This is a genomic window from Roseibium sp. JB4-4, assembly GCF_055693425.1.
On record NZ_CM146333.1, the window covers coordinates 1,411,383 to 1,424,987 of the forward strand.

General features: G+C 55.8%; 8 protein-coding genes. 2 read left to right on the top strand and 6 right to left on the bottom strand.

Annotated elements, in window-relative coordinates; translation table 11 throughout:
• Positions 1-6: 6 nt before the first annotated feature.
• Positions 7-504 (bottom strand): class I SAM-dependent methyltransferase, encoded by a 498-nt coding sequence (locus ACZ1HV_RS06555; protein WP_298815986.1) that lies wholly within the window; start codon positions 502-504, stop codon positions 7-9.
• Between the two features lie 209 nt (positions 505-713).
• On the opposite strand from ACZ1HV_RS06555, the gene pepN reads away from it, so the two are divergent.
• Positions 714-3,359, top strand: a complete 2,646-nt coding sequence (gene pepN / locus ACZ1HV_RS06560) for an aminopeptidase N (protein ID WP_472717645.1) — start codon at positions 714-716, stop codon at positions 3,357-3,359.
• A 301-nt stretch (positions 3,360-3,660) separates the two neighbouring features.
• A complete protein-coding gene (locus ACZ1HV_RS06565) occupies positions 3,661-5,871 on the top strand; it encodes a PAS domain-containing sensor histidine kinase (RefSeq protein ID WP_472717646.1) in 2,211 nt (736 codons plus the stop codon).
• Positions 5,872-5,885: 14 nt separating this feature from the next.
• On the opposite strand, the gene ACZ1HV_RS06570 is transcribed toward ACZ1HV_RS06565, so the two are convergent.
• The 5 genes from ACZ1HV_RS06570 to ACZ1HV_RS06590 form a co-directional block, all read right to left on the bottom strand.
• Positions 5,886-8,876, bottom strand: a complete 2,991-nt coding sequence (locus ACZ1HV_RS06570; RefSeq protein ID WP_472718408.1) for a bifunctional [glutamine synthetase] adenylyltransferase/[glutamine synthetase]-adenylyl-L-tyrosine phosphorylase — start codon at positions 8,874-8,876, stop codon at positions 5,886-5,888.
• Entirely contained in the window at positions 8,839-10,287 is a 1,449-nt protein-coding gene (locus ACZ1HV_RS06575) for a sensor histidine kinase (protein WP_298815980.1), read from the bottom strand. Before ACZ1HV_RS06575 ends, ACZ1HV_RS06570 begins: the two co-directional genes overlap by 38 nt.
• Complete coding sequence (locus tag ACZ1HV_RS06580) at positions 10,271-10,957, bottom strand: response regulator transcription factor (RefSeq protein ID WP_298815978.1); 687 nt, start codon at positions 10,955-10,957, stop codon at positions 10,271-10,273. The genes ACZ1HV_RS06575 and ACZ1HV_RS06580 overlap by 17 nt, the downstream gene beginning before the upstream one ends.
• A 190-nt stretch (positions 10,958-11,147) precedes the next feature.
• Positions 11,148-12,677 (bottom strand): Do family serine endopeptidase, encoded by a 1,530-nt coding sequence (locus tag ACZ1HV_RS06585; protein ID WP_472717647.1) that lies wholly within the window; start codon positions 12,675-12,677, stop codon positions 11,148-11,150.
• A gap of 254 nt (positions 12,678-12,931) precedes the next feature.
• Positions 12,932-13,588 (bottom strand): glutathione S-transferase, encoded by a 657-nt coding sequence (locus ACZ1HV_RS06590; RefSeq protein ID WP_298815973.1) that lies wholly within the window; start codon positions 13,586-13,588, stop codon positions 12,932-12,934.
• Positions 13,589-13,605 lie beyond the last annotated feature (17 nt).

The window sequence follows — 13,605 nt, forward strand, 5'->3', positions numbered from 1 at the left end:
GAACGATCAGGCTTCCGAAACTTTCCGGTAGATGTGATACCGGCCTGGATGAATGCCGTCCGGTTTGTCGAGCGTTTCAAAATTCGAAAGCTCCAGTTTCAATGCGGTCAGGACGAAACCACCAACCGCCATGCGTTCGTTCAAAAGAGGCGCGAGCCAGTGAACAATGGCAAGATCATTGGTCGGATCGGCTGAACCGATATCGATATGGGCAAACGAGGCCTTTGCACCAACGCGAGGTCCGCAAAAGGCCAGCGTGTCGCGGATGTCACCGAGGATCATATGGTCCGCATCCGGCGCGCAGCTCGGATGGCAATTCATGGCAAAATCAAATACGAAAATTTCCTTTTCAGGATAAATTTCCCGAAGATGGTCATAGGTCCGGCCGTTGCCCAACCCCAGCTCCAGGACCGGGCCATCGACCTGATTGACCTTTTCGACAAGATATTCAAGCAAGATTTTCTGCGAGGTCATGCGGCGGATAAAGCTGTCCAGACGGCTCATTCAAAATGTCCCTTCAAGTGACGTTGCCCCTCACATAGACAAAGGCCAGAGCCGCGTCAAAACTTGAGCTTCGATTGCCTTCACCAGCTGCTGGAATTGGGGATCAACTGTCTGCCATGGAATCTAGACTTTGCCATGTTCCGCGATCATGTTAACGCGGGAGCCTAACCCTCTGCCATCGCTTGGCCATTGTCACTCGGGAGATCCAGATGCGTTCTGAAACGGCGCCAGCCATCCGGCTGGAAGACTATCAACCGCCTGCATACCGCATTGGAACAGTCGATCTTCGTGTCGAACTTGCACCAACCGAAACCATCGTACGGGCAGTGCTGTCCATCGCTCGGCAAGACGGGACGCATCCCGGTGCCCCGTTGGAACTGGACGGCGACGAGCTGACACTCGTGTCCTTGACCATTGACGGACAGGCCCCTGCCCAGCACGAATTCAGTGCAACGGCGGATCGGCTTGAGCTTTTCACGCCACCGGAGGAGCCGTTCGAACTTGAGATCATCACCCGCCTCAACCCGGATGCCAATACCAAGCTTATGGGACTGTACCGTTCGTCCGGCACCTATTGCACGCAATGCGAAGCAGAAGGGTTCCGCCGCATCACCTATTTCCTCGATCGGCCTGACGTCCTTTCCGTCTACACAACCCGATTGGAAGCCGAAAAAGACGCATGTCCGGTTCTGTTGGCCAACGGTAACCTTGTTGAACAGGGACCATTGGGTGACACGGGGCGGCATTTTGCAGTCTGGCACGACCCGCATCCCAAACCCGCTTACCTTTTCGCGCTTGTGGCTGGTGACCTTGCCCGCGTCCCTGCCCGTTTCACCACGCAATCCGGCAACGAAGCGGAACTCAACATTTATGTTGAACACGGCAAGGAAGACCGGTGCGCGTGGGCTATGGACTCGCTGATACGCTCCATGCGCTGGGATGAAGAAGTGTTTGGCCTCGAATACGATCTGGACGTCTTCAACATTGTCGCAGTTTCGGACTTCAACATGGGGGCGATGGAGAACAAGGGCCTCAATATCTTCAATGATAAATATGTTCTCGCCGATCCGGAAACAGCGACTGATCAGGATTTTGCAAACATAGAAGCCGTGATCGCGCATGAATACTTTCACAACTGGACGGGCAACCGCATCACCTGCCGGGACTGGTTCCAACTGTGCCTGAAGGAAGGTCTGACGGTTTTTCGCGACCAGGAGTTTTCTTCCGATATGCGTTCGCGCGCCGTGAAGCGGATCGCAGATGTCAGATTGCTCAAGTCGCATCAGTTTCCGGAAGATGCAGGCCCGCTCGCGCATCCGGTTCGACCAAGAACTTATCATGAAATCAATAACTTCTATACTGCCACGGTTTACGAAAAGGGCGCTGAAGTCGTCCGAATGCTGAAAACGCTAATTGGTGATGATGCCTTCAAGGCAGGACTGGATCTCTATTTTGAGCGGCACGACGGTGAAGCCACCACGATCGAGGCCTTCCTGGCGTGCTTTGCCGAAGCAGCGTCAACCAATCTCGATCAGTTTTCGCGTTGGTATGAGCAGGCCGGCACGCCGGTTGTAACGGCGGAAACCGACTACGATGCAGGTTCAAAGACATTTACGGTGTCACTGTCCCAGGAAATCCCGCCTGTTCCCGGTCAGAAAACCAGCAAACCAGCTGTTATTCCACTGCGTTTCGGATTGATAGGCGCAAATGGCAACGACCTTGATACGGTCGCTTCCGAGGGTGCACGCGTTCAAGGCGACGTACTGATACTCGACAAGGCACACCAGAAGGTCACCTTCGGCAATGTCGCCTCCCGTCCCGTCCTGTCGCTGCTCAGGGGGTTTTCCGCACCGGTCAGGCTCAATCAAACCCTGTCGCAAGACGAACTTGTGTTCCTTGCTGCCAATGACGGCGATCCCTTCAATCGGTGGCAGGCCGTTCAAAGCCTTTTGATGAAGGATCTCGTTCGCCTGACCGGCGACACAAGGCAGGGAAACTGCGCCGCGCCGTCGACGGATACGATTGCAGTGATCGGCAATGTTTTGACCGACGCCTTGCTGGATGAAGCACTGCGTGCACAGGCCCTGGCCCTGCCCAGTGAAGCCGACATCGCACAGGAGATCGGCAAGAACGTCGATCCAGATGCCGTTTATGAGGCGCGCCAGCTGCTGCGAAAGGCCATTGCAGCTGCACACGGGGCTGAATTTCAGTCGATTGCCAAGTCTACCACGCCAAACGGTTCCTTTTCTCCAGATGCGGTCAGCGCCGGCAAGCGCGCACTCGCCAATCGTGCGCTTTCCTTTGTCGCCGTGTCTGAACTGGCAGGGGCCGCTGAAACGATCTGGGAAAGGTTTGCAGCTGCGGACAACATGACCGACAGAATTTCCGCACTGACATTGCTTGTTCATGACCACCTTGCCAAGGAAGACGAGGCTCTTGCCGCTTACCTTAATCGCCATGAGGGCAATTCTCTGGCCATGGACAAATGGTTCGTGACGCAGGCGACAGCCCCTGGAGAAGATGCCCTGGCAAAGGTTCGTGCGCTCAAATCCCACCCGCTCTATGATGCCGGTAACCCCAACCGGGTGCGCTCTTTGCTGCAATCCTTTGCCACAGGCAATCCGACACAGTTTGCACGAAGCGATGGTGCTGGATTTGAGCTTGTTGCCGAATCAGTATTGGAGATTGATCGCCGAAATCCACAGGTAGCTTCCAGGCTTTTGACCAGTTTTCGTTCGTGGCGCGCACTAGACCCACAACGTTCTGCCCTTGCTGAAACTGCCCTCTTGAGGGTTTCATCATTCGAAAATCTGTCAAGAGACAGCCGCGATATCGTCGACAGAACACTGCAATAGTGTGAAATACTGGAAAAGGTTAACGCAACAGCGCGTAAAGCGGCGCGGCGTTAACCATTTTCTTCTTGGCAAGGTCTGGACAAGAACTCGTGTTTTGATTCAAATGGAAGTGATTCGGGGCCGACCCCGAGACGGCGGTTTTTGAGGCACACTTCCTATGGCGCGAGCATTGGCTGGCGACGCATCTGCGCGGCGCGGCGATAAGGAGTCAAACGGAGAAACAAGAACAAGCGACATCAGCTTGTCTCTCCGCTCTCTGCTCACCGCCCTCTCTTCGGGTCTGGCGAGATCAGACAGCCTGATGCGCCGTATTATCCCGGGCCTCGCCATCATCTTCATCATCGTCCTTGCGATATTCCGAGCCGGTGAACTGGCAAACGGATATACAGACACGCAGCGCTCGGCGCAGACAACACTCAGCCTGATGGCAACTGTTGTTGCAAGCAGTCTGGAAGCATCTGAACCGACCTTGCCGGACACCGGCTACAGGACCACCCTCAAGCGTATTCTTGCAGACAGCCTGCCCGCGGGCGCTACCAGCAAGGGACGTATTTACATTGTTGCCGACAAATCAGGCACCGTTGTTGCGACCGCCCCCATTCAACCTGGCCTTGAGAGCCGGCCAATCACCGATTTGCTCGGCCCGTCACAACCGCTGACGGTCTTTGGTGCTCGAGCCGGCGTTCTCTCCATTCCCGTGGACATCGGCGGCCTCGACCAGGAAGAGCAAGTCTTCGCGACTGTCCATCACTTGTCCGGCCGTCTCGGCATGATCGCCGTTGTTCAGCCGGAAACGGACATCTATTCGAGCTGGCGCAATGATCTTTCGGCCAACGTAACCTTGTTCGTCGGAACATCCCTGGTTCTTTTAGCGGTGATCTACGGATTCTTCAGTCAGGCAACACGTGCGGAATCCGCTGACGAAATGTATGCGACCACAAGAGGACGGATCGACACCGCCCTCACCCATGGCCGCTGCGGTCTCTTCGACTGGGATCTTTCCAGGGGCCGGATGTTCTGGTCGTCTTCACTCTACGAGTTGCTTGGGCGGGAGCCCAAAGACGATATTCTGAGCTTTGCAGATGTCGCAGACATCACCCACCCGGATGATATCGACCTCCTCGGCCTTGCCGAGCATCTGCTTGAAAGCGGCGAAACACTGGTCGACGAGACCTTTCGCATGCGGCATTCAGACGGAAGCTGGATCTGGCTCCGGGCTCGCGGTGAAATCCAGTCTGAACCCGGCCGCGCAGAACCGCATCTGATCGGTATTTGCATCGACATCACCGAGCAGCATGAGCTGGCAGAGCAAAGCCGAATGGCCGACCTGCGTTTGCGCGATGCGATCGAAACCATTTCAGAAGCGTTTGTTCTCTGGAATGCCAAGAACGAACTGGTCATCTGCAACTCCAACTACCAATCGCTGCACAGCCTGCCGAGCGCGGTCATCAAGGCCGGAACGCCATATCAGGCAGTCATGGAGGCGGCTTCCAATTCAGAAGTTGCTCCGAGGCCAATCACCGTGACACAGCGCGGCGGAGCGCCCGAAGGGTCCTATGAGGCGCAGCTGGAAGACGGGCGCTGGCTGCAGATTTCTGAGCGCCGTACCAAAGACGGCGGCTTTGTTTCTGTCGGTACCGACATTACTGCGCTGAAGAAACACGAAGAAAAACTGATGGAGTCGGAAAAACGGTTGAAGGCGACGGTTTCCGATCTGCAGAAATCCCGTCAGACGCTTGAGATCCAGGCACGTCAGCTCGTGGAAATGGCGGACAAGTACCAGGAAGAAAAGACCCGGGCCGAAGCTGCCAACCAGGCCAAATCGGAGTTTCTTGCAAATATTTCTCATGAACTCCGCACGCCTCTCAACGCGATCATCGGCTTCTCCGACATCATGACGCAGGAGATGTTCGGGCCGCTTGGTACTGATCGCTACAATGACTATTGCAAGGATATCTATTCCTCCGGAACTTACCTGCTCAATGTGATCAACGACGTCCTCGATATGTCCAAGATCGAGGCTGGGCGCATGTCCATCGAAACCGAGATTGTCAGCGCAACGGCGGCGGCAGCAGATGCAGGCCGGATCGTCACTGGTGCTGCGACCGAAAAGAACATCACTGTGGTCGAGGACGTGTCGGACGATTATCAGGTCCTGGCGGACAAGCGGGCGCTGAAACAGATCCTTTTGAACCTGCTGGCCAATGCGGTGAAATTCACGCCGGACAACGGCACGGTCACCTTGCGGGCCATCCCGCGTGGCGACAAGCTGCGCTTCGAGGTGACCGATACAGGCATAGGCATATCGGAGCGCGACATAGAACGCCTTGCGCAGCCGTTCGTTCAGGTGGAAAACCAGTTTACCAAAACCCACCAGGGCTCCGGTCTTGGACTGGCCATTGCCCGCTCACTGGTTGAACTGCATGGCGGCAAGCTGACGATTGAATCTAAGGTGAAAAAGGGTACGACCGTCAGCTTCACGCTCCCGATTGCCGAGGCAGATGCCGCGTAGTCGCGCAAAACTGATCATTCCTCGATCTCGACTTTTCCAATCAGTCGCACGAACACCGAACGAACCTTGCTTTGCAGCTCCCCCAGTTCGATTTCCAGGCGTGCAAATGTCGGGCTCGAAGACGCCTGCACAAGCAGATCAAGCACTCCGCCCGGAGCCTCGGAAGACACAAACTTGCCGGATAGCACGAGCCGAAGGATTTGCGTAAGCCTGTGGTAGAGGCGCAGCGCCTCCAACAAAAGTTCTGCATCGTCCAGTGCCAGGAAGCCAGCGTCCCGCAGCTTTTCAAGAGCCTCTTCGGTCCCCTGCGCCAAAATTTCCTTGCTCTTTTCTGCATTCGCCAACTGCAGGAACTGAGCAATGAATTCAATGTCGACCAACCCACCGGCAACCTGTTTCAGATCCCAGACATCTTTGGTCCCCTTTTCCTTTTCGATGCGCGCCCGCATTGCCCGCACGTCGTCGGCGAGTTGCACGAGGTCACGTGGTTTGGTCAGCGTGTTGCAGATGCTCCCGATGATCTTGGCTCTGAACTCCGGCGACGATGACGCAATCACTCTGGCACGGGTCAAAGCCATATGTTCCCAGGTCCACGCATCCCTTTCCTGATAGGCGATAAAGCCGCCCAGATTTGTCGCCAGTGGACCAGCGTTGCCGGACGGGCGCAGCCTGAAGTCGACCTCATAAAGGGAGCCTTCTGCTGTCGGTGCGGAAAGAGCGGTCACAAGCCTTTGCGTCAGGCGGGTGTAATATTGTGAAATCGCCAATGGCCTTCGACCATCGGACTCTTTGACATCTTCAGGAGCTTCATAGAGCAAAATCAGATCAAGATCAGAGGCAGCGGTCATCTCCCGCCCGCCAAGTTTGCCCATGGCAAGAACTGCGACGTCTCCCCCTGGAACGTTGCCGTGGTTCTCGCCGACATGGACCATCACCTGCCGCAGGATGCGGTCAACAACAACTTCCGCCAGTCTGGCCAGGGCAAACCCGACCCGGTCGGCAGAAAGCGTGTCGGAGATCAGCCTCAAGCCGATCAGAAACTGTTGTTCCTGAGTAAAGATGCGCGCCCTGTCCAAGGCTTCTTCGTAAAAGCGAGACTGAGCAAGTGTACGGTCAAGTCCGACACGAAACTCCTGAACGCTCGGCATGGCGCCGAAAAAGGCCGGATCAAGAACGGCGTCCAGAACGTGCACACGCTTTGAGACCGTTTCGGCCATGCGCGGGGCGGCTCCCATCGTCGTTGCAAGAAGCGAGAGCAATTGCGGGTTTGATCTCAAAAGCGAAAACAGCTGCACGCCAGCGGGGAGTTTTGACAGAAAACTGTCGAATGCTCTGAGCGCTGCATCGGCGTTATCAGTTGCCGCAAGCGCTCCAATCAGAGAGGGATGCATTTCTGTCAACCGTTCACGGGCCTTGGTTGACCGGGTGCAGGGGTACCGGCCGAAGTGCCACGATTTGACAATGTTGGCGGCTTCGGACGGTTGCTTAAATCCGAGCCTTGCCAGCGTATCGAGCGTGTCCGGATCATGATCATCGCCGGTGAAAACCAGATTGCCGAGTTCAGACGACAGGCCAGGCTCATCTTCGAAGAGTTCAGCATAGTGATGCTGCACCTTGCGCAGATGATCGAGCAAGACCTCCTCGAAGTCAGGCAGGCTTTCAAATCCCATCAGCGACGCGATACGATTAAGGCCTTCGCTGTCTTTCGGCAGAAGCTGGGTCTGCTCGTCATTCATCATCTGGATGCGATGTTCGACATCCCGCAAGAAGCCATAGGCGTGCCTCAGCTCATCTCTTGCACGCACCCGGATCCAATCCGCATCACAAAGCGCATCGAGCATTTCAAGTGTCCGGCGTCCGCGCAATTTCGGATTGCGCCCGCCTGCAATCAGCTGCTGTGTCTGAACGAAAAATTCCACTTCTCGGATACCGCCACGTCCGAGTTTAACGTTGTGGCCGGCAACCGCGATAACGCCGTGACCCTTGTGCATGTGGATTTGCCGCTTGATCGATTGCACATCCGATATCGCTGCAAAGTCAAGATATTTACGCCAGATGAAAGGTGCAATTTCTCTGAGAAACTCCTCGCCCGCCGGAATGTCCCCAGCGCAGGGGCGTGCCTTGATCAGAGCTGCTCGCTCCCAATTCTGCCCAAGTGACTCGTAATAAACCAATGCCGCGGGAACAGACATTGCAAGCGGCGTTGCTCCCGGATCGGGGCGCAGACGCAAATCGGTTCGGAATACGTATCCCTCAGCCGTTCTGTCCTGCATGATCTTTACCAGGCGCCGGGTCATGCGAACAAATTCCACAGGTGCTTCAGCATTGCCGGACATTGGCGCCTTATCCGGGTCATAGAGCACGATCAGATCAATGTCCGAGGAGTAATTGAGTTCGTTTGCACCGTGTTTGCCCATTGCAAGCACGATCACTCCGCTGTCGATCTCAGGCCGCTCGGCGTCAACAGGTAAAAACTTGTTGCGGCGGGTCAGATCCGTGAGACAAAACCGGATAGCAGCAGTCAGGGCAGCGTCGGCAAAACCGGCAAGCGCTCCTGTTACCCGGTCCAATCCAATCACTCCGCCGACATCCGCCAGCCCCAACGTCAGGGCAAGGTCCTGCTTGAACAGTCTGAGGGCCTGCATGATACCGGCTTCATCTTCCGCAACCGCATTTTCTGCTTCTGACAGCAGCCGACTGATGCGCGCCTCAGGCACTTCTTGCAGCAAGGCCAACAAGCGCGGCGGGTCAGCAAGCATCAAATCGCGCAAATAAGGTGAGTTGGAAATTATGCCTGAAAGAAAACCTCTCAGGTTCGGTTTTTCCCGGGACAGGTCTTTCAGGCTTTCGCCCGCCTCGGGATGGTCCAACAGGTCTTTAAGGAAGAGGTCTGCACGGTCCGGATCTGGTGTCCTTGGGACAATGGTTATCCGGTCAGCAAGACTTCCTCTGGTGCCGTTCTCGCCATCAAGGGGCTTCGTCTCCGGTTTTCCCGCCTTGTCCATTTCCGCTCCCGCTGCCATCCGGCTCCGCCCGCTTCAAGTCGATCCGGGCGGACAGGCCCGGTGTCTCATTCTTGAAGCGCAACTCTCCTCCATGCAAGCGGGCGACTGCCTTGACAAGGCTCAATCCAAGTCCGGTTCCAGGTTCTGAACGGCTTTCTTCTAGACGCACGAACCGCTCTATAACCCGGTCCTGATCCTTCTCCGGAATACCGGCGCCGTTGTCGCTTACCGACAGCTGCACACGGCCGTCTTCCAGGCTTGCCGACATTCTGATCAAGAGGCTTCCCTCGTCGGGTCGGCCATATTTCAATGCGTTTTCTGTCAGGTTGACCAGAACCTGGCTGATCAGGTCCTTGTTGCACTCGGCATAAAGGCCGGAAGGCACATCAGTCTCTAGGCGGCCCCCTTCATCTTCAATGAGCGGCTCATAGAGCTCGGCGATTTCCGCGACCATTTTGTTCAGGTCCGTTGGTTCCATAACCGTTCCAGGTGCCATCGATTCAATTCTGGCGATCCTCAGCAACGCGTTGAAAATGCGAAGCAGGTGGTCGGTCTCGTCAAGTGTTGCTTCAAGGGCGTCGCGATACCCTTCCTCTCCCTTGGAGTCGCGCAGAGCGACTTCGATGCGTGTCTGAAGACGCGTGAGAGGTGTTTTCAAGTCATGAGCAATGTTGTCTGTCACATCCTTCATCGACTGCATGAGCAACTCAATGCGTTCCAGCATGGTATTGAGATTGACCGCGAGCCGATCGAATTCATCATTGTTTCCGGCAACGGATAGCCGGCCAGTCAAATCGCCATGCATAATCGTCCGGCTCGTTGCCGAAATATCGTCGATGCGCTTCATCACGCGGCTGTTGACAAAGAACCAGGTGATCGCCCCCATCAAAACAATCACGACGAGCCAGAGCCGCAACGCATTCGCCAGAAGATTGGAGAATTTCAGCTGATCGCCGAGATCCCGTCCGACGAGAAGACGAAAACCGCCACGCAGCTCAAACGTGCGCACCATGGCCTGACGTTCAATGTCTTCGGTGTTTTGACCAAGCCTCGTGTAGCGAACGCGGCGCAGTCCGCCATCGGCTTCTTCGAGCACGACGGTCGGAAGGCGGGCAATGTTTCCGACAAGGGCATTGCCGGCAAAGTCAGTCAGCAAATAGAGGCTGGCATCGGGATGTTTGGATCGACGGTCGATGGTTTCCACCAGGTCACGGACGCCGCCGCGAACGTAAACATCCGCCAATCCCTTAAGCTCGGAATCAACGGATTGAACGACCTGTTCGGACATCAGGTGGTCGGTATTTTCAGCCACATAGACGACAAGAAAGCCGGACATGACCGTGAAAACACCGACATAGAGCAACGACAGCTTGAATGCCGTCGTTCGGGTGAATCTAGTGAGCCGTGTCACGGATCGTGTATCCAGCACCTCTGATTGTGTGCAGAAGCGGTGTGGCGAAGCCCTTGTCTATCTTGCTGCGCAAGCGCGAGATATGAACGTCGATCACATTGGTTTGCGGGTCGAAGTGATACTCCCAGACATTTTCCAGAAGCATGGTGCGGGTGACCACCTGACCGGCATTCTGCATCAGGTATTCCAGCAAACGGAATTCTCGCGGCTGAAGTGGAATTTCGGTTTCGCCCCGGCGGCAGGAATGCGCCATACGGTCAAGTGTCAGGTCACCGACAGTATAGGTTGTTTCGACCTGACTGGCGGATTTCGGACGCCTGGCAAGCGCTTCCACACGGGCCTGGAGTTCGGTAAAGGCATAAGGTTTGGGCAGATAGTCGTCACCGCCGGCTTTCAGACCCTTGACCCGGTCATCCACCTGACCGAGGGCGGAAAGGATCAACACCGGTGTGTGATTGCCTTCGTCGCGAAGCTGCTGGATCACGGACAGTCCATCCAGCCTGGGCAACATGCGGTCAACAATGAGGATGTCGTAGTCGCTGTCCAGCGACATCTGCAACCCTGTCTGACCGTCTGCGGCCTGGTCGGCCGTGTGCCCGAGTTCGGTCAGACCCTTCACTAGGTAGCTGGCCGCTTCGGGATCATCTTCGATAACAAGAATCCTCAACATAGCTTCCTTTTACCGTGAGTTGCGCTGAATGAAAATGGCTGGCGGCGGCGATGGATGTGAGACGCCACCGCCAGTCAGTGCGGGTTTAGAGGCTAAACCCTAGGCAAAGACCGGCCTGTCGGGGTTTGGGGGCAGAGGGCAGGCCGGTCTTGCCACACAGGGGCCGGTCCGGGGCGGGACCGGATCCTGATCAGGCAAGGTTCATGGGAAGCGCCACGAACCGTGTTGAGTTGTTGGTTTCGACCCTGAAGAGAACCGCCTTGCGGCCATCCTTTTCAGCCTTGTCGAGTGCCTTGAGAACATCTTCCGGGTTGCTCACCTGCATCCCAGCGACTTCAAGAATGACGTCGCCAGTGCTGAGGCGTTTTTCGGCCGCAGGACTTTCCGGATCGATCTCCGCAATCACAACGCCCTTGCCTTCCATGCCAGCTTCGGACTTGGTGGTCAGAACCAGACCCAACTCATCAAGGCTGGTTTTTGTTTCTTCGACCTGCGGCTGTTCGACAGCAGCCTGTTCCTGCTCCTTCAGACGGCCAAGTGTAACGGTCACGTCCTGTTCTTCGCCGTCTCGCCAGATGGTAACGTCAACCTTGGTGTCCGGCTCATAGGCAGCAACAATCTTGGACAGATCACGAGGCCCTTCGACGCTGGTGCCGTCCACCGCGAGGATGGTGTCGCCTGAGCGCAGGCCAGCCTTCTGAGCCGGGCTGTTTTCCTGCGCTTCCGCGACGATGGCGCCGCGGGCCTGATCAAGGCCAAGGCTTTCCGCGATGTCATCGGTCACGTTCTGGATCTGAACACCCAGCCAGCCGCGTACGACTGTGCCGTCGTTCTTCAGCTCCATGATGACATCTTGCGCGGTCGAAGCCGGGATTGCGAAGGCAATACCGACATTGCCACCAGACGGCGAGAAGATCGCCGCATTCACACCAATCACCTCACCCTTCATGTTGAAGGCCGGACCACCGGAGTTTCCGCGATTGACGGGTGCGTCAATCTGGATGAAGTCGTCGTAAGGACCGGCTCCGATATCGCGTCCTCGAGCGGAGACGATGCCTGCGGTCACAGAACCGCCGAGACCGAACGGATTGCCGATTGCGACAGTCCACTCTCCGACTTCCGGAGCATCATCAGCAAAATCGACATAGGTAAAGTCGTTGTCGCTTTCGACTTTCAACAGCGCCAGATCTGTGCGCTTGTCCGCGCCGATCAGGGTTGCGTTGTACTCATCACCATTCTGATCGATGATCGTAAATTCGGTACCGCGATCAATCACGTGATGATTGGTGACGACAAACCCATCTTTGGAGATGAAGAAGCCGGAGCCCTGGGACATGCCGAACTGACGCGGATTGCGACGCTCGCGCTGGCCTTCTTCACCACCACGGTTTCCAAAGTCACGGAAGAAGCGTTCAAACGGATGCCCGTCTGGCAAGCCTTTAAAGAATTCCTGGGATCCCTCTCCGCCGTTGAAGTTCATCATGCGGGGCTCGGCTGCCTGCTTCACGCGCACGCTGACAACGGCAGGGCTTACGGTGCTGACAACGTCAGAAAAGTCCGCCGGAGACGCTGCATTCACGCGTACAGCCTCGGCGTGCGCCAACTGGCTGGGCACTATGGTTTGCGCGGTCAAAAGACCCGCAGCGCCGAGCGCGAATACTCCTGCCAGTAATTTGGCGCGGCGAGACCGCAAGGGAGAAACTGACCGACCGTTTTGCATATTATCTTCCTCTGTAGACTTTCAAATTGAAGGTCGTTGCAGGAACGCTTGCGGGGACTCACGTTCCGGTTCGAGAAAGAACTTAGGTAATCGTTCCTTACAGCCGCCTGTCGGTAGCATTACGTTTTTGTAAGATTGTGCTGGAGGCGCGCAGCTTCGGCAATAAACCGCTGACTTCTGCGCTGTGGTTCATACAAAATAGAGTATCGGCAAATGGTCTCTTCAGCCGGAGACAACCTTTGTAGAGTTGCTTCTCACGACGAAGGAACTGGAAACAACACTGGTGCGTCCCCCGCCTGCCATCTAGACCATTTGGGCATTACGGCCTGGAATTGTTCAGAAGTCTCAAATGCACCAAGCCATGCCTTGATGGCATTCCAAGCCTCTCCGTCGAACCATGTTCGGTCGGAATTGGCAAATTGGCGGACAAAAGGAAGAATGGCGTAATCGGCAAGTGACGCACGTTTTCCCATCAACCAGGAGCCTTGCGACAAGCGCTTTTCCCACCGCCAGAGGATATCGGAGGCAGCGCTGCGCTCGGTTTCTCTGTCTGCGTCCTGATAACGGGTATCGTATTTGTAACGGTCAAGATGGTGCTTGAAAGGACCGTCACATATTTCGATCAATTCAAGTGCGTCATCAAGCGTCCCAACTTCGGGCCGCAACCAATGCTCCGGATCGGATTGACGCAACGTCCACAACATGATGTCCAAGCTTTCATCAAGCACGAAGTTACCTTCCTTGAGGCAAGGAACTGTTGCTGATGGCGACGTTTTCAGAAAATCCGGAGCCTTGTCGCGCAGTACAATCTCGCGCAGTTCAACTGTTTTTCTGCTTGCATGAAAAGCAAGACGCGCCCGAATTGCATAGGGACATCGCCGAAAGGAGTACAGAATTGGGTAGGTATTCATGCTTATTCTTTATTTCA